At 70.1% G+C, this 16,953-nt stretch carries 13 protein-coding genes; 6 read left to right on the forward strand and 7 right to left on the reverse strand.

The window, feature by feature from the left end; genetic code table 11:
* Positions 1 to 141 precede the first annotated feature (141 nt).
* A complete protein-coding gene (locus ABN034_RS17765) occupies positions 142 to 1,002 on the forward strand; it encodes a glycoside hydrolase family protein (protein WP_349692114.1) in 861 nt (286 codons plus the stop codon).
* A 93-nt stretch (positions 1,003 to 1,095) separates the two neighbouring features.
* On the opposite strand, the gene ABN034_RS17770 is transcribed toward ABN034_RS17765, so the two are convergent.
* The 3 genes from ABN034_RS17770 to ABN034_RS17780 all read right to left on the reverse strand — a co-directional run bounded on the left by ABN034_RS17770 (position 1,096) and on the right by ABN034_RS17780 (position 5,117).
* The gene (locus ABN034_RS17770) at positions 1,096 to 2,898 is read right to left on the reverse strand and encodes a GMC oxidoreductase (RefSeq protein WP_349692115.1); all 1,803 of its coding nucleotides are present in this window, start codon (positions 2,896 to 2,898) and stop codon (positions 1,096 to 1,098) included.
* A 7-nt stretch (positions 2,899 to 2,905) separates the two neighbouring features.
* Positions 2,906 to 4,474: a succinic semialdehyde dehydrogenase gene (locus ABN034_RS17775; RefSeq protein ID WP_349692116.1), complete on the reverse strand. Its 1,569-nt coding sequence runs from the start codon at positions 4,472 to 4,474 to the stop codon at positions 2,906 to 2,908.
* Between the two features lie 121 nt (positions 4,475 to 4,595).
* Positions 4,596 to 5,117, reverse strand: coding sequence for a MarR family winged helix-turn-helix transcriptional regulator (locus tag ABN034_RS17780; RefSeq protein ID WP_349692117.1), 522 nt, complete (start codon positions 5,115 to 5,117; stop codon positions 4,596 to 4,598).
* Between the two features lie 136 nt (positions 5,118 to 5,253).
* Here ABN034_RS17780 and ABN034_RS17785 point away from each other — a divergent pair, with 136 nt between their 5' ends.
* Entirely contained in the window at positions 5,254 to 9,099 is a 3,846-nt protein-coding gene (locus ABN034_RS17785) for an efflux RND transporter permease subunit (RefSeq protein ID WP_349692118.1), read from the forward strand.
* A gap of 10 nt (positions 9,100 to 9,109) precedes the next feature.
* Here ABN034_RS17785 and ABN034_RS17790 read toward each other — a convergent pair whose 3' ends face one another.
* The 4 genes from ABN034_RS17790 to ABN034_RS17805 all read right to left on the reverse strand — a co-directional run bounded on the left by ABN034_RS17790 (position 9,110) and on the right by ABN034_RS17805 (position 13,811).
* Entirely contained in the window at positions 9,110 to 9,682 is a 573-nt protein-coding gene (locus ABN034_RS17790) for a class I SAM-dependent methyltransferase (RefSeq protein WP_349692119.1), read from the reverse strand.
* A 137-nt stretch (positions 9,683 to 9,819) separates the two neighbouring features.
* Complete coding sequence (locus ABN034_RS17795; protein ID WP_349692120.1) at positions 9,820 to 10,926, reverse strand: GuaB3 family IMP dehydrogenase-related protein; 1,107 nt, start codon at positions 10,924 to 10,926, stop codon at positions 9,820 to 9,822.
* Positions 10,927 to 10,984: 58 nt separating this feature from the next.
* Positions 10,985 to 12,505, reverse strand: coding sequence for an IMP dehydrogenase (gene guaB, locus ABN034_RS17800; protein WP_349326829.1), 1,521 nt, complete (start codon positions 12,503 to 12,505; stop codon positions 10,985 to 10,987).
* Positions 12,506 to 12,596: 91 nt separating this feature from the next.
* Positions 12,597 to 13,811, reverse strand: a complete 1,215-nt coding sequence (locus ABN034_RS17805; protein WP_349692121.1) for an MFS transporter — start codon at positions 13,809 to 13,811, stop codon at positions 12,597 to 12,599.
* A 243-nt stretch (positions 13,812 to 14,054) separates the two neighbouring features.
* On the opposite strand from ABN034_RS17805, the gene ABN034_RS17810 reads away from it, so the two are divergent.
* The 4 genes from ABN034_RS17810 to ABN034_RS17825 all read left to right on the forward strand — a co-directional run bounded on the left by ABN034_RS17810 (position 14,055) and on the right by ABN034_RS17825 (position 16,953).
* Positions 14,055 to 14,477 carry a hypothetical protein gene (locus ABN034_RS17810; RefSeq protein ID WP_349692122.1) on the forward strand — a complete coding sequence of 141 codons (423 nt, stop codon included), beginning with the start codon at positions 14,055 to 14,057 and terminating at the stop codon, positions 14,475 to 14,477.
* A gap of 184 nt (positions 14,478 to 14,661) precedes the next feature.
* The gene (locus ABN034_RS17815) at positions 14,662 to 15,465 is read left to right on the forward strand and encodes a YbaB/EbfC family nucleoid-associated protein (protein ID WP_349692123.1); all 804 of its coding nucleotides are present in this window, start codon (positions 14,662 to 14,664) and stop codon (positions 15,463 to 15,465) included.
* 65 nt (positions 15,466 to 15,530) lie between these two features.
* A complete protein-coding gene (locus ABN034_RS17820) occupies positions 15,531 to 15,893 on the forward strand; it encodes a hypothetical protein (protein ID WP_349692124.1) in 363 nt (120 codons plus the stop codon).
* Positions 15,894 to 15,909: 16 nt separating this feature from the next.
* Positions 15,910 to 16,953 carry a hypothetical protein gene (locus ABN034_RS17825; protein ID WP_349692125.1) on the forward strand — a complete coding sequence of 348 codons (1,044 nt, stop codon included), beginning with the start codon at positions 15,910 to 15,912 and terminating at the stop codon, positions 16,951 to 16,953.

Below are 16,953 nucleotides of genomic sequence, written 5' to 3' on the forward strand. Positions count from 1 at the left end.
AGTTTCCGCACACTCGAGCAGGTCACGTGGCTGCCGTGCATCTTCCGTACACCCAGGACGTTTGCGGTTGGCCGAATGTTCCGGACCCTCGGCATTCCAGCCAGTGTCCCGCGCCGCCCACGCGGCCCGACACTGGGCGCCATGAACGACATCACCGCATTTCCGATACCAGGTCTGACCTCCAGCGAGGTCGCCGTACCCGCCCCGGCCGAAGGGACACAGCGCTGGGCAGGTGCGCCGACGGCGATGCTGGGCTCCGACGGCGCGACGCTGCTCACCTACCGGGTCCGGGACGCCGCCGGCGACCGCGTCGTCCTGGCCCGCTCCGACGACGGGGTCCGATTCGAAACCCTGACCGAGATGACGTCAAAGGCTCTGGGTGTGGCCATGGTCGAGCGGGCGGCTCTGGTGCGGACCGCGACCGGATGGCGGCTCTACCACTCCTGTGCCGAGCCGGGCACCAAAGCCTGGTGGATCGGGCTGCAGGAATCCCGCGACCTGGCGGGCTTGGCCACCGCGAGTCTGCGCCGCCTCGAGATGGAAGGTCCACTGGAGGCATTCAAGGATCCGATCGTCCGACACAACGGAAGCGACTGGCAGGCGTGGGTCTGCCGCCACCCGCTCGACATCCCGGGTGCCGAAGACCGGATGTCGACGATCTACGCCACGTCCGACGACGGCATCAGCTGGCGGAACCACGGCACGGTCCTGGCCGCCCGCCCTGGCGAGTGGGACGCGCGCGGCGCCCGGCTGACCACCGTGCTGCCGGACGGGCGCGCCTGTTACGACGGACGGGCGACGCCTGCGGAGAACTGGCTCGAACGTACGGGCCTCGCGGTCCCCACCGGCGCTGGCGCGCAGTTGCGGGCGCTCGACGGCGGCCCGTTCGCCGACGTGCGTTATCTGGAGATCCTCGCGCTGCCGGGCGGCGGTCACCGGCTCTACTACGAGGCCCGCCGCCGCGACGGAGCCCACGAGCTGCGGACGGAGCTGCACAGCTGAGGCGAACGCTCGCCGATGTTGGCGTCGTGCGCCATCGCGCTGGTGGTGGCGGTCAGTCGAACGAGGGCGGACAAGCCGCAGACACGCAGGCAGTCAGTCGACCAGGTGCGGGGCGATCGGACCGGTCCGGCGGAGAGCGCCCGGCGCGGCCGCCGGGACCACCGGCTGCCGGGGAGCCACCGGTTCGATGCGCACGTATGAAGAACCGAGCGGCGGGCGGGGGTCGGCATCACCGCGGTTGGGCCACAACGCCATCGCCCGCTCCGCCTGCGCGGTGATCGTCAAGGACGGATTGACGCCCAGGTTCGCCGACACCGACGCACCGTCGACCACGTGCAGGCCCGGATGGCCGAACACCCGGTGGTAGCCGTCGACGACCCCTGTCGCGGACGAGTCACCGATGACGCAGCCGCCGATGATGTGCGCCGTCAGCGGGATGTTGGCGACCTCCCCGACCGTGCCGCCGGGGGTGCCGCCGATGCGGGTGGCGAGCCGGCGTACGACGTCGTTGGCGGCCGGGAGCCAGGTGGGATTGGGCCGGCCGTGGCCCTGCCGCGACGTGAGGCGTGATCCACGACCCAGCGGTCCACGTCGCAGGCTGACGGTCAGCGAGTTGTCGTAGGACTGCATCACCAGCGCGATGATCGTGCGTTCGGACCAGTGGCGCAGGTTGAACGTCCGCAGCCAGGCGACGGGATTCCGCGCCACCGTGCCCAGCCAGGTCGCCCAGCGCGGCCGGCGCCCACCGCCGTCGGTGAGCACGGTCTGCAGCATCCCCATGGCGTTGCTGCCCTTGCCGTAGCGCACGGGTTCGACGTGGGTGTGGGCATCGGGATGGAAAGACGAGGTGATCGCGACGCCACGCGAGTAGTCGACGTCGTGGTGGTGTGCCACCGCCCCGACGATCGACTCGGAGTTCGTGCGCGTCAGGACGCCAAGCCTGGTTGACAGATTCGGCAACCAGCCGTCGGCCTTCATCTGGTGCAGGAGTTCCTGGGTGCCGAGTGCCCCCGCCGCGAACACCACCTGGTCCGCGGTGAACGTACGACGTTCCCTGCCGGCGCGGGACCCCGTGCGTTCGGTGTCGACGGCGTAGCCACTCGCGGCGAGCGGGCGGACGGCGGTCACGGTCGTCAGCGGGTGGACGACGGCACCGGCGCGTTCGGCGAGGTAGAGGTAGTTGCGGGTCAGGGTGTTCTTCGCGTTGTGCCGGCAGCCGGTCATGCACTCACCGCACTCCAGGCAGGACCGCCGGCGCGGCCCGGCGCCACCGAAGTACGGGTCGTCGACCTCGGTGCCCGGCGGGGTGCCGGGAGCGCCGAAAAACACACCGACCGGCGTCGGCCGGAACGTCTCTCCGACCCCCATCTCGTCAGCCACCGCGCGCATCGCGACGTCCGACGGCGTGGTCGTGGGATTGGTCGTGACGCCGAGCATCCGCTTCGCCTGGTCGTAGTGGGGCGCGAGCTCGCTCCGCCAGTCGGTGAGGTCGCGCCACTGCGGGTCGTCGTAGAACTCGGCGAGCGGTTCGTAGAGCGTGTTGGCGTAGACGAGCGATCCCCCGCCGACGCCCGCACCGGAGAGGACGAGCACGTCGCGCAGCAAGGTGATCCGCTGGATGCCGAGACAGCCGAGCCGTGGCGCGAACAGAAACCGCCGCAGCTCCCACGACGTCCGCGGCAGTGGTGCGGCCGGGCCACCGGCGGCGTCGGGTTCGTGGAACCGTGCGCCGGCCTCCAGTACGCCGACCCGGTAGCCCTTCTCGGTCAGCCGCAGGGCCGTCACGCTGCCGCCGAAGCCCGAGCCGATGACGAGGACGTCGTACCGGTCAGCCCCGTTCACCCGGTCAGCGCCGTGCAGTCCGCCAGCGCCGCTCACCCGGTCGGCCCCGCTCATCGGTACCTCATCTGCGGCCGAGCCGGTGCAGGGTGCGAAGGCCAGTGGCGATCGTGCGCGCGAACCGGTCGTACGACATGCCTCCCGGCGGAGCGACCGGCAGCCGTTGGACGGCGATGGTCTGCGGTTCGGTGTACTTCAGCAGTCCGTCGATCCCATGCCTGCGGCCCATGCCGGAGTCGCCCATGCCACCCATCGGGGCATCGATGCTGCCCCACGCCGCCGCGTACGCCTCGTTGATGTTGACCGTGCCGGCCCGCAGCCGAGCGGCGACCGCGCGCGCCCGCCGCGTGTCGCGGCTGTAGACGGCGGCGTTGAGACCGTACGCAGAGTCGTTGGCGGCGGCGACCGCGGCCCTGTCGTCCCCGACCCGGTAGACCGAGACGACCGGGCCGAAGGTCTCCTCGCGATAGCACGCCATGTCCGGCGTGACACCGGTGAGAACCGTCGGCGCGAAGAAGTACGGACCGAGGTCGGGGCGCGCCTTGCCTCCCGCGAGGATCTCCGCGCCCTTGCTCACCGCGTCGTCGACGTGCTCGCTGACCGTCGCCAACTGTTGTGCGGAGATCAGCGACCCCATGTCGGCGGTGAAGTCGAACGACGCCTTGACCACCATGTCGCGGACCCGAGCGACGAAACGCTCGCAGAACGCGTCGAAGACAGGTGCGGCGACATAGAGGCGTTCCATCGAGATGCACAGTTGGCCGGCGTTGGAGAAGCAACCGCGCACCGCGCCCTCGGCGGCCTTGTCGAGATCGGCATCGTCGAGGACGAGCAACGGGTTCTTGCCGCCGAGTTCCATCGTCGCGCCGATCAGGCGTTCGCCGCAGCGGCGGGCGACCGCCCGCCCGGTCTGCGTCGAACCGGTGAAGCAGACGAAGTCAGCCTCTTCGATCAGTGCGGCGCCGACCCGGGAACCCTCACCGATGACCACCTGCCACAGGTCGGCGGGCAGGCCCGCCTCGGCCAGGAGTTCGGCACCGACCAGCGCGCAGAGCGTGGTCTGGGTCGCCGGCTTGGTGATCACCGCGTTGCCGGCGACCAGCGCGGGCAGGGCGTCGGAGATCGCCATGGTGAGGGGGTAGTTCCACGGTGCGATGACACCGACGACGCCTTTGGGATGGTGCAGTTCGACGGTCCGGGTCAGCAACGGGAAGAGGCCCGCCCGGCGCGCCGGGTGGAGCAGGCGCGGGGCCATCCGGCCGTAGTAGCGGGCGTTCATCGCGACGTCGCACACTTCCTCGAACGCGTGCCGCCGCGCCTTGCCCGACTCCCACTGGACGATGTCGAGGATGTCGTTCTGCCGCTGGAACACCAGGTCGTGCAGGCGGAGGAGCAGCGCGGCACGCTCCCGGACCGGGACCCGCGCCCACGCCACCTGGGCCTCGCGGGCCCGGGCGAATGCGGTCGCAATGTCGGCATTGCTCGAAACCGGTACCTCTGCCAGGGTTCCGCCGTTCAGCGGGGTGACCGATCTCACGGTCTCACCCGACGTCGCGGCCACCCGGGCGGTGAGGGTTCGGACCCGCTCAGGGGCCAGAGCGTGTTCGGCTCGGTCCTGCGTCGGCGCAGTCATGCGTTCAGGGTATTCCCGATCGTGGCCGCCGGGCCTGTTCTCGACCGCGGTGGCCAGGCTGGCGCGACAGGCCACCTGCCCAGACGACTCGGGCCACAAGGGCGCCGGTGAAGGGAGTGGCTCATCCGCGCCCCGACGAGACGTCGGCCCGATCCACGGAGGCCGCGTCCTCTCGGCGTTCCTCCTCACATGCCCGGGCCAGGGCCTCGATCGCGGTGGCGAGGCTGGTGAGGACCTCGTCGTCGAGCCGGCCGAGCAGCCGCCGGAAGTGTTCCTGCCGCACCTCGTTCAGGTCACGCAGGAGCCGGCGGCCCGCGTCGGTGAGGTCGATGCGGCGTACGCGGCGGTCTCGGCCGTCGGGAAGCCGGCACACGAGGTCGCGGATCTCCAGCCGGTCGACGATCCCGGTGAGAGTGGTCGGCCCGACGCCCAGCGACTCGGCGAGTTCGTGCGCGGAGAGGGCACCCGCGGCGGCGAGGATGAAGAGCACCCGCAGCTGCTGCATGGTGAGGTCGACGGAGAAGAGTCCCGTCGCGCCCTCCCTGACGATGCTCCGGCGGAAATCCTCGTCAGCCCGCTCGATCCGCGCAATCAGCTCGTCCCTGCCGACGCTCGGGTCGATCGACTCATCCCTGCCGCCCATGCTGGCCCCTCGCCTTTCCTCCCTGCGGAGGATCCGCCCGGGAAATACCCTGAGAAGTGCCGCCTGATGGCGATAATCCGTACGACGCAAAGTATTGTCTGCGACGACCGACGCTGGAAGTGGAAGGGCACCCCGCATGTCCAGACTGGCCAGGCTGAGTCTCGCCAACCGGAGCCTCATCGCCCTCATCTCGATCGCGATCCTCGGGTTCGGGGTCATCTCGACCACTTCGCTCAAACAGGAGCTGATCCCCTCCCTCGAGATCCCGGGTGCGTTCATCGCCACCACCTATCCGGGCGCCTCGCCGGAGATCGTCGAACGCGAGGTGACCAAGCCGATCGAGACCGCCATCGCGGGCACGGACGGCCTGGACAAGACCACCTCGACGTCGAGCAACGGCTTCTCGATGGTGCAGGCGGAGTTCACCTACGGCACGGACATCGACGCGGCCGTCCAGGACGTCCAGCAGTCGATCAACCGGCTGTCGAGCCAACTGCCGGACGACGTGGACCCGGCCGTGCAGGCCGGCGGCTTCGACGACTTCCCCGTCGTCATGCTCGCCGTCAGTTCGAGCGAGGGCGTGCAGGTCCTCGCCGACCGGCTGGAGGAGCGGGTGCTCCCGGAGCTGGAGAACATCCCCGAAGTCCGTGACGTCGAGGTCACCGGCGTCCGCGAGGAGCAGGTGGCGATCACCCTCGACGACGAGAAGCTCGCCGATGCAGGGGTGAGTGTCCAGGGCGTTCTCAGCGCGCTGCAGGCCAACGGCGTCAGCGTTCCCGGTGGGGAGATGGCCACCGGCGACAGGTCGCTGACGATCGAGGTCGGCGCGCCGTTCACCTCGGTCGAGGATCTCGGCGACGTTCCGATCGTTCCCACCGGTGCGGGTTCCGGTGCAGGTTCTGGGGCTGGTTCTGGGGCTGGCGCCGGCTCTGGCGAGAGTGCGGGTGCGGCAGGCGCGCCCGGCGGAACTGGCCAGGGGGCCGGAGCCGCCCCCGGGGCGGGCGCGTCGGCTCAGAGTGGTGCAGCCGCTCAGGCGGCCCCACCCGCGCCACCGGAGCCCGTCACCCTCGCCGACGTCGCCGACGTCGAGGAGGAGCTGGCCGAGACAAGCTCGATCACGCGGACGAACGGCCGGGCGACGCTTGGCATCTCGGTCACCAAGGTCGCCGACGGCAACACCGTGACGGTCTCCCACGCCGTCCAGGACAAGCTCGACGACCTCCGCGACCAGGTGGGCGACGACGCCGAGCTGACGGTCGTCTTCGACCAGGCGCCGTTCATCGAGGAGTCCGTGGAGGGCCTCACGACCGAGGGCGCGGCCGGACTGTTCTTCGCCGTCCTGGTGATCCTCGTGTTCCTCCTGTCGTTGCGTTCGACCCTCGTCACCGCGGTCTCGATCCCGTTCTCGGTGCTGGTCGCGATGATCGGGCTGTACATCGGCGGCTACTCCCTCAACATCCTCACCCTCGGCGCGCTCACCGTCGCCGTCGGACGCGTCGTCGACGACTCGATCGTCGTGCTGGAGAACATCAAGCGACACCTGGCGTACGGCGAACGCAAGCAGCAGGCGATCATGAACGGCGTCCGCGAGGTGGCCGGCGCGGTCACGGCGTCGACGCTCACGACCGTCGGGGTCTTCCTGCCGATCGCGTTCGTGGGTGGACAGGTCGGCGAGCTGTTCCGGCCGTTCGGCATGACCGTCACCATCGCCCTGCTGGCGTCGCTGCTCGTGTCGCTGACGATCATCCCGGTGCTGGCGTACTGGTTCCTGCGCCGCCCGGTCGTAAGCCCCGGCGACGAGGAACGCGTCCGCGCCGAGGCGGTCGCCAAGGAACGCCGCAACCCGCTGCAACGCGTCTACGTGCCCATCATCAGCTGGACGACCCGGCACCGCATCACCACGGTCATCGCCGGTATCGCCATCTTCGCGGGCACGATCGCCGCGACCCCGCTGCTCAAGACCAACTTTCTCGACGACAGCGGCGACAACACGATGACGGTGACGCAGGTCATGCCGGTGTCGACGTCGTTGGCGCGTACCGACGAGGCAGCGGAGAAGGTCGAGGACGTCCTTGCCGACATCGACGGCATCGAGTCCTACCAAGCGACGATCGGATCGGCCGAGTTCGCCGGATTCTCAGCAGGCGGCGGGACGAACGAGGCGACGTTCTGGCTCGCCACGGACGGCAGCTTCGACCAGGCGGCCCTCGGCGACGAGATCCGCCGCAAGCTCGCGCGCGTCGAGGGTGCGGGCACGATCACGCTTCAGGAGCAGCAGTCCGGTGGTTTCGGGGCAACCGACATCGAGGTGATCGTCACCGCGCCGAACAGTGCGGTGCTGGAGTCGGCTGCGGCACAGATCCAGCGGGCCGTCCAGGAGGTCCCCGGGACCACGGACGCCACGAACAATCTCGGCGTCGACGTCCCCACCGTCCAGGTCGACGTCGACCGCGAAGAGGCCGCCGCCCTCGGGTTGTCCGACGCTCAGGTCGGGCAGGCCGTCCGCCAGGCGTTCGAGGGACAGCGGGCCGGGACGGTCCTGCTGGACTCCACCTCCCACGACGTGCTGCTCTACACCGGGGCCGAGCCTGAGACGCTGCGCGAACTGCGGGCGCTGCGGGTCCAGACGCCGATGGGTTCGTCCGTACGACTGGACGACGTGGCCACCGTCTCTGAGGTGGACCGCCCGGCGCAGCTCACCCGGATCGATGGCGAACGCAGCGCCACCGTGAGCGCCACGCCCACCGGGTCCGACGTCGGCAAGGTCACCACCGACCTGCAGGCGGCGTTGGACAAGCTGGACCTTCCCGCCGGTGCGTCGTACCGGCTCGGCGGGGTCAGCGCCGACCAGGGCGAGGCTTTCGCGCAGCTGGGAATCGCACTCCTGGCGGCGATCGCGATCGTGTTCATGGTCATGGTGGCGACGTTCCGCAGCATCGTGCAGCCGCTGATCCTGCTGGTGTCGGTACCGTTCGCGGCGACCGGCGCCCTGGGTGCACTGCTGCTGACCGACACCGCCCTCGGCGTACCCGCCCTCATCGGCCTGCTCATGCTGGTGGGGATCGTGGTCACCAACGCGATCGTGCTGATCGACCTCATCAACCAGTACCGGAACCCGAGGCCGGCACCCGAGGGCGGGGAACCCCAGCCCGGCATGAGCGTGCGCGACGCCGTGATCGAGGGCGGCCGACGGAGGCTGCGCCCGATCCTGATGACGGCGCTGGCGACCATCTGCGCGCTGGTCCCGATGTCGCTCGGGCTGACCGGCGGCGGGGTGTTCATCTCCCGACCGCTCGCGCTCGTGGTGATCGGCGGGTTGATCAGCTCGACGCTGCTCACCCTGGTCCTGGTGCCCACGCTCTACACGATGGTGGAGGGCTACAAGGAGCGCCGGGCACTGCGCCGCGAGGCTCGCCGGAGGCGGGCGCGGGCGAGGGCCGGCGACAGCGGCGATGTGCCCGCGAGCGCCGCGCCGACCGGCCGGGCGGGGAGCGGTTCGGCAGGAAGCGGTTCGGCAGGAAGCGGTTCGGCAGGCAGCGGCCGGGCAGGCAGCGGATCGGCAGGCAGCGGACCGGGAGAGCCCGGACGGGGGTCTCCCCACGGACCGGACACGAAGGCGCCTGGCCAACCGTTGCCGGCCGGTGTCGCCGCGCACAGCGCCGCCACTGCTCGGACCGCTCAGGACGCTGGCAACGGCATCCACCCGGGCGACACTCCACCCTCCGGATGGCCCCTGGGTACGCAGGAGAGGTCGCCGACCGGATCACCCCCGCCGACTGGAACCACCCAGCCCACCGCGACCGCGCAGCTCCCACTCGGCGGTCCCGCGGACGGTGCGGCGCCCGCGTCGGCGACCAGTTCGGTGGCCACGCCTCTGGGCGTCGTCCAGGTCGAGGTCTTCGTCCGCACAGAACCGACCCAGCCCGACCCCACGACCGACCCGTCGACAAGCGCCGCGCCCCCGTCCTCGGACGAGCGCTGAGGCGCGCCGGTCAGGGACGGTGACCGCGGAAGCGCACACCGTCTCCCCGCGGGGCGAGGTCCACGACCACGTCGGTGAATCCGGCCGCGGTCAGTCGGGCCGGCAGCAGGTCCGGAGCCAGGGTGTTCATGGTGTCGCCGATGTGCAGGAGACGGAAGCGCAGGCTTGGCTGACTGTCGCAGCCGGCGAGGACGCCGCCGGGACGCAGTACCCGGAACGCCTCGGCGAAGATCCGGTCCTGCTGGGCCTCAGTCGGCACGTGGTGCAGCATCGTGAAGCACACCACCGCCGAGTATGCCTCGTCCGGGAGTGGCATGGCGGCCCCGTCAGCGTGCACGATCCGCGCCCGGTCTCCGTACTCCCGCTCGAGGAGTCGCGCCGTGTCGGCATCGACCTCGACCGCGGTGAGGTTCGGCACCCGGTCCACGAGCACGCGCAGGTTCGCGCCGTAGCCAGGGCCGATCTCGACCACGTCCGAGCCGAGCTCGACGTCGGCGAGTGCCCACGGGAGGAGTTCGTCCTCGACGGCCTTCGCCCATTTCGCACTGCTGCACAGGCGGCGGTGCGCCCAGTTCATCGGCATGAGGAGACGCTAGGCCGATCTGAGGATGGCCGCTACATCCCGGGAGCCGCGCGGCTAGCCGGTGGCCGGCCAGCCGGCCCGGCTGCACCAGGTGGCCAGGCTCGCCGATCGACGTGAGGAACGGCCGACGACCTACGTCACTGGACGACGACCTCGATCCGCTGGAACTCCTTCACCTCGGTGTAGCCGGTCGTCGCCATCGCGCGACGCAGGGCACCCACGAGGTTCATGGTCCCGTCGGAGATCCTGGACGGCCCGAAGAGGATCTCCTCCAGGGTCCCGATCGTGCCGACCTCGACCCGGGCGCCGCGAGGCAGCTCGCCGTGGTGCGCCTCCATGCCCCAGTGGAACCCGCGGCCCGGTGCCTCCTCGGCCCGCGCGAGCGGCGACCCCAGCATCACCGCGTCCGCACCGCAGGCGATCGCCTTCGCGATGTCGCCGGAACGCCCGACCGAACCGTCGGCGATGACGTGCACATAGCGGCCGCCGGACTCGTCGAGATAGTCCGCCCGCGCCGCGGCGACGTCGGCGACCGCGGACGCCATGGGCACCGCCACTCCCAGCACCGACCGGGTGGTGTGCGCCGCGCCGCCGCCGAAGCCGACCAGCACGCCGGCCGCGCCGGTACGCATGAGGTACAGCGCGGCCTTGTAGGTGGCACAGCCGCCCACGATCACCGGGACGTCCAGCTCGTAGATGAACTGCGTGAGGTTGAGCGGCTCGGTCTGGTGCGAGACGTGCTCCGCCGAGACGGTGGTCCCCCGGATCACGAAGATGTCGACGCCCGCGTCGATGACCGTCTTCCACAGCTGCTTGGTGCGCGACGGTGAGAGGGCACCCGCCACCGTGACCCCCGCGTCGCGGATCTCGGCCAGCCGGGCGGTGATGAGGTCGGGCTTGATCGGTTCGGCGTACAACTCCTGCATGCGGCGGGTAGCCGACACCGCGTCGAGCGCGACGATCTCGCCCAGCAGCGGCCGCGGATCGTCGTACCGTGTCCACAGCCCTTCGAGGTTGAGCACCCCGAGGCCGCCGCGCTGGCCGAGCGCGATCGCGGTCGCCGGCGACATCACCGAGTCCATCGGCGCCGCGACGACCGGCATCTGGAACTGGTACGCGTCGATCTGCCAGGTCGTCGACACCTCTTCAGGATCGCGCGTGCGCCGGCTCGGCACGATCGCGATGTCGTCGAAGGAGTACGCCCGGCGACCGCGTTTGCCACGGCCGATCTCGATCTCTGTCACCCCGGCATTGTTTCGTACGACTCATTGCCGCGCGCGAGCCGCCTCCCCCGGGACCGGCTCAGCGTCCCGGGTAGTTGGGTGCTTCCACCGTCATCTGCACGTCGTGCGGGTGGCTCTCCTTCAGACCGGCGGACGTGATCCGGACAAACCGGCCACGCTCCTGCAGTTCCGGCACCGTCCTCGCGCCGACGTAGAACATCGAGTGCCGCAGCCCGCCGACGAGCTGGTGCGCGACGGCCGAGAGCGGACCGCGGAACGGCACCTGACCCTCGATGCCCTGCGGCACGAGCTTGTCATCGGAGGCCACGTCCGCCTGGAAGTAGCGGTCCTTGGAGTACGACTGGTTCTTGCCGCGCGAGCTCATCGCCCCGAGCGAGCCCATGCCGCGATACGACTTGTACTGCTTGCCGTTGATGAACACCAGGTCGCCTGGACTCTCCTCGCAGCCGGCCAGCAGCGAACCGATCATCACCGAGTCGGCGCCGGCGACGAGAGCCTTGCCGATGTCGCCGGAGTACTGCAGGCCGCCGTCGGCGATCACCGGGACGCCGGCAGGACGGGCCACGACGGCCGCTTCGTAGACGGCGGTGACCTGGGGGGCGCCGACGCCCGCCACCACGCGGGTGGTGCAGATCGAACCGGGTCCGACGCCGACGCGTACGCCGTCAGCGCCGGCCTCGACGATCGCCTGCGCACCCTCGCGCGTCGCGACGTTGCCGCCGATGACGTCCACGTCGCTCGCCGACGGCTCGGCCTTCAGCGCCCGGATCATGTCGACGACACCGGAGGTGTGTCCATGTGCGGTGTCGACGACGAGCAGGTCCACGCCCGCCTCGACGAGTGCCATCGCGCGCTTCCAGCCGTCACCGAAGAAGCCGACGGCGGCGCCGACGCGGAGCCGGCCGGCGTCGTCCTTGGTCGCGAGGGGGAACTGCTCGCGCTTGACGAAGTCCTTGACGGTGATGAGCCCCTGCAGGCGGCCTGCCTCGTCGACGAGCGGCAGCTTCTCGACCTTGTGTCGGCGCAGGAGCGTCATCGCCTCTGGTGCGGAGATCCCGACCTGACCGGTCACGAGCGGCATCGCGGTCATCACGTCACGGACGAGGCGGGACTTGTCGGTCTCGAAGCGCATGTCGCGGTTGGTGACGATCCCGAGGAGTTGCTGGTCGGGGGCGACGACCGGTACGCCGGAGATGCGGTACTGCCCGCAGAGCGCGTCGGCCTCCCCGATCGTCGCGTCAGGTCCGATCGTGATCGGCTGGGCGACCATGCCCGCCTCGGACCGCTTGACGAGATCGACCTGCTGAGCCTGTTCCTCGATCGAGAGGTTGCGGTGCAGGACGCCGATCCCGCCCTGGCGCGCCATCGCGATCGCCATCCGGGCCTCGGTCACGGTGTCCATGGGGCTGGAGAGCAGCGGAATGGCGACGCTGATCCGGCGGGAGATTCGGCTGGTGGTGTCGATATCGCTGGGAATGACGTCGGAGGCGCCAGGCAGCAACAGGACGTCGTCGTAGGTGAGGCCGATCATGGCGAAAGGGTCGGGGACGCCGGCGTCATGCCGGGGGGTGAGGTCCATGCTTCCTCCGGTCGCGAACGTCTCTTCATGCTAGTCGACCGTCGCGGAGGAAGGCCCCCAGGCTCGCGGGGTCCGCCAGCGGTTTGGTCGGCTAACCGCCCGGCGGCGAGCCGGAGGGGGCGACCCGGCGTGGAGACGGCACATAGTGGGGTATCCAGTGCCCCATCACCACCGCGCCGATCAGGCCCAGGCCGCCGACGAGCAACACGGCGGGGCCGAGCGACACGGCGGCACTTACCGCGCCGATCATCAGCGGTCCGGTGCTGGAGCCGATGTCGGCACAGAGTCGCCACGTACCAAGGAATGTCGTACGCCCCACCGAGGGCGACAGGTCGGCGCCGAGCGTCATGATGATCCCGCTGCCGATGCCGTTGCCGACCCCCATGATCATCGCGACGCCGAACAGCGCGGCTCCGCTCGTGGTGAGCGGCAGCAGGAGGTGAGCGATCCCGAGCACCACCATCGAGGGCACGGCGACCCAGGCCCGGCCGATCCGGTCCATGACCTTGCCCGCCGGATAGAACAGCAGCATGTCCACCGCCCCGGCGGCACCGAAGATCAAACTGGTGGTGGCGGCGTCGAGGCCGATGTGCTCGGCCCACAGCGGGATGACGGCCTGCCGGGACGCCCTGACGGCGCCGACGAGTACCGTCCCGACGCCCAGCGTCCGCAGGACGGGCAGGTGGGCGCGGGCCATGCCGACCGTGCCCAGGTGGGTCTGCGCTGGCCGTGCACCGTTCCGGCCCGCGGGCTCGGGAAGGGTGATCAACGCGACGGCCGCCACGGCCACCGCGACGATGTGCAGTCCATACGGCCCGTCGGTGTGGGCGAGGTGCACCGTGCCCGCACCGAGGAACGGCCCGATGAACATGCCGATCCGATGGACGCCGCCCAGGGTCGACAGCGCACGTGCCCGCAGGTGGAACGGCACGACCTCGGTGAGGTACGCCTGTCGCGCGAGCCCCCACACCGCTCCCGCGAATCCGGTGCAACCGATGGCGACACCGAGCATCCAGACCGACGTCGCGACGATGCAGACGACCAGCGCGCACACGAGGAGGACGGCCGCCGCGAGCATCGCCTTGCGTTCGCCGATCCTGCCCGCGAGAGCACCCGCCGGAAGGTCGCCGAGTAGCTGACCGATTCCCGCGAGGGCGACGACGAGGCTCGCGACCCCCACCGAGGCGCCCAGGTCGAGTGCCGAGAGGGCGATGATCGGCGCCATGGCGCCCTGGCCGACGCCGTAGAGCAGCGACGGTAGGTACACCCCTAGCCCGAATGAGCGGAGGGTGACCTGTTCTGACATCAGACCAATGGTGACGTATCCGCCGCCTCGTTCGGGTTGGGCGCCCACCATGCGGACCGGACCGCTGGCCAATGCGGGCGGTACACGTGGGTTGCGTACGCCTGTGGTGGGCATGTCCTTTGTCAGCCGGTCCAACAAGGCCGCCGTCGCTCCGGTGTGCGACCGGCCGCCGAACTGACGGGACCCGGAGTGACGGGCGGGGCCGGAGACCACGTGCCCTGCCCAGCAGTACGAGGAGCAGCGATGAGTCAGGACGAGATGCCGACGCCCGAGTGGGATCAGTTGATCGCTGAGCGCGGCGGCCGGGGACCGACCGAGTTCGAGGGCCACGACACCTGGGACGACTCGGAGGAGGCGCGTCAGGCGTACGACCGTGGGGTGGCTGAGGCGAAGGCGACGCAGGCCGCGTTCTGGGGCCGTGCCGAGGCGTCCGTCGCGGCGTCTGCTGCCGCGGTGGATCCTGCCCCGACCGACCGCGCCCCGACCGGCGACCGCGCCCAGGGGGATCTCGCGTCGTCGGGGCCCGCTGCCAGCGGCTCAGGCTCCGCTACGGCCGGCACGAAGGGCACCAGGCCGAACGGGTCGCCCGGCGCCGGCCCGAAAGCGACCCGGACGACCCGGACCAAGCCGGCAGCCGCCAAGGGTGCCGCCGAGCACACGCCCTGACTCACCCGGAGCGCACCACGAGTCGGGGCACGGGGGTGCCGTCCACATGACCACGACTCCGGGCAGGCGTCGGCCGTAGCGTGCCCTCGGCACGAGGGTTATCCACAGCGTCCCGAGCACGTATCCACAGCTCTCAGGGCAGGTGGCGATTCGCCCGACTTGTCCTGCACTACGCTGCCTGCCCGTGAATGGTTCCGCCGAATCCGCACGTACGACCGGCGACGCTCACCGGCTCGCCGAACTCCTGGCCGGTGCCAGCGTCACGCACCCCTCCACCGACCACACGGTGACGGTCACCGTGGCGCCCGGCAACACGGTGACGTCGATCGAGCTCCAGCACCAGGCCCGTAGACACACCGCCGCGGAGCTTGGCGAGCTGATCGTGGAGACCCTCACGGCCGCGCACTCCCGCATCAACGACGAGCTGTCCGCGTCGGCGCGCGAGTGGGGTCCGATGGCGGAGGACGCCCTCGCAGCCGTCCTGGGCAAGCCGTCCTCAGCTGCGACGGCCAGCGCCATCCCCGATCCGCCTGGGCTCGACGAGCTCGCGGCCGGCGTCGATGAGTCGGAGGGGTGGGACGACTTCACCCCCGAGGAGTGGGACTTCATCCGTCGGCACGGAATGGAGGACGAACTCCACGCCGCCCGCGAGGGCCTCGCCAAGCTTCAACGAGACGCCGAGCAGGGGATGGTGGCGTACGCCGATGCCCAGGAGCAGATGGCCGGCCAGTCGGCGACGGCGGCTACCCCGGACGGCGCGATCGAGGTCACCGTGCAGAACGGCGTCGGCGTGACCCGCATCGACATCAGCGACAGGATCCTCCGGCACGGTCCGTCCAGGGTCGGGCCGATGGTGCTGGCGACCATTCAGCAGGCGACGGCGAACCTGGCGCTGGGAATGGCCGGTATTGCGCAGGCGTACGTGGGTTCGCAGATGGACATGCGCGGCCTGGTCGAGCGATACCAACCTGACGACGACACGCAGTGAAGGCGACCACCAGCCGACTCGCAACGTCGGACGGCGGGAACGACGAGAACTGGCGGTGAATGGGCATGAGTGGCGGAGGCGGAGGCGGAGGCGCGGAATACAGCGCCGCGGAAATCGCCAAGGTCAAGCAGAAGTTGGAAGGGCTCAACAAGAACGCCGCGGGCATCATGCAACTGGCGAGCGACACAGCGCCGGAGATGAAGGTCTGGGGCCTGGTCGGCATGATCACCGGGGCGGCCTTCCTTTACTGGAAGGTCGCTGGTGAGGACACCCTCGAACACCTGAAGTTGATGGGCGAGTCGCTGCAGGACAACGTCCTGCGCGTCGACGCCGCAGGGAAGACATACAGCGCCACCGAGGACGGCATCACCCAGGCTCTCACGCAACTCGAGGGCGCGCTCGACGACACCGGCATGCCAGGATTCTGAGGATAGTGGGCGCGAGATGACGACGAACGACACCGACAGCGACGTCACCAACGACACCGGCGCCAACGCAGACACTGGCACCTGGCGGCTCGACAACAACCAGGTGGACAAGATCCCCTTCGCCGGCCAGGGAGTGGGCATCTGGAAGTCCGGGGACAAGTTCCTCGACGACCCAGGCGCCAACTGGTCCGAGGTCGCCAGCATCGGCGGGTCGGTCGCGGGCATGGCGGGCAGCGTCATGGCGATCGGCGCCGACCCGCTGAACTGGCTGATCAGCCAGGGCCTCGGGTTCCTCATCGACTGGATTCAGCCGCTGCAGGACGCGATCGGCTATGTCACCGGCAACCCCGAGCGCATGGACGCGGACATGGCCAAGTGGGCCCGCGTCCAGAACGCCCTCGTGCCCCTCTCCGGCGAGGTTCGCGACGCCGCCAACGCCGGCCTGGTGACCTGGGAGGGTGAAGCCGCCAATGCCGCCAAGACCAAGCTCAACGACTTCGCCGACGGCGTGCTGGGCGTCGCCAACGACGTCAAGCTGATCCAGGCGATCATGGGTGTCGCCAAGATGCTCATGGAGCTCGCCTACAACTTCGTCCTCGGCCTGATCGCCGAGTTCGTCGAGTGGCTGATCATGGTCTGGATTCCGGCGCTGGCCTCTGCGCCGGTCACGTTCGGCGCCTCGACCGCAGCGGCCGGGACAGCGACGGCCGTCCGGGCGGCGTCGACCGGCAGCCGGGCGACAAGGTTCATCGCAAAGGTCAACCAGATCCTCTTCAAGCTCAAGAACATCCTCTACAAGCTCAGGCAGTCCGGCATGGAGAACGCCCTCCGGAAGTTCCAGAAGAGAGATGGCGGCCGGTACGCCGGCTACAAGAGCGCCGGCGACGTCGTCAGGGACTTCGCCACCGACGGGAACAGGGTCTTCAGCCCCTCGAGCCCCGGCAGCTGGGGCGGCATTGCGGGCGGGACCACCAAAGCTGGCGACAATGTCACCGACTGGGTGTTGAGCGACGACCGCCAGTCCGACGAGGACATCGAACGCAAGCTTGGTGGTGAATGA

Origin of the sequence: Actinopolymorpha sp. B11F2, assembly GCF_040195635.1 — a bacterium.
Taxonomy (GTDB): Bacteria; Actinomycetota; Actinomycetes; order Propionibacteriales; family Actinopolymorphaceae; genus Thermasporomyces.

Bases quoted from the DNA above. Each gene is read 5' to 3' on its own strand.
- ABN034_RS17765 (WP_349692114.1), top strand. From the start codon at position 142: ATGAACGACATCACCGCATTTCCGATACCAGGTCTGACCTCCAGCGAG.
- ABN034_RS17770 (WP_349692115.1), bottom strand. From the start codon at position 2,898: ATGAGCGGGGCCGACCGGGTGAGCGGCGCTGGCGGACTGCACGGCGCT.
- ABN034_RS17775 (WP_349692116.1), bottom strand. From the start codon at position 4,474: ATGACTGCGCCGACGCAGGACCGAGCCGAACACGCTCTGGCCCCTGAG.
- ABN034_RS17780 (WP_349692117.1), bottom strand. From the start codon at position 5,117: ATGGGCGGCAGGGATGAGTCGATCGACCCGAGCGTCGGCAGGGACGAG.
- ABN034_RS17785 (WP_349692118.1), top strand. From the start codon at position 5,254: ATGTCCAGACTGGCCAGGCTGAGTCTCGCCAACCGGAGCCTCATCGCC.
- ABN034_RS17790 (WP_349692119.1), bottom strand. From the start codon at position 9,682: ATGCCGATGAACTGGGCGCACCGCCGCCTGTGCAGCAGTGCGAAATGG.
- guaB (WP_349326829.1), bottom strand. From the start codon at position 12,505: ATGGACCTCACCCCCCGGCATGACGCCGGCGTCCCCGACCCTTTCGCC.
- ABN034_RS17805 (WP_349692121.1), bottom strand. From the start codon at position 13,811: ATGTCAGAACAGGTCACCCTCCGCTCATTCGGGCTAGGGGTGTACCTA.
- ABN034_RS17810 (WP_349692122.1), top strand. From the start codon at position 14,055: ATGAGTCAGGACGAGATGCCGACGCCCGAGTGGGATCAGTTGATCGCT.
- ABN034_RS17820 (WP_349692124.1), top strand. From the start codon at position 15,531: ATGAGTGGCGGAGGCGGAGGCGGAGGCGCGGAATACAGCGCCGCGGAA.
- ABN034_RS17825 (WP_349692125.1), top strand. From the start codon at position 15,910: ATGACGACGAACGACACCGACAGCGACGTCACCAACGACACCGGCGCC.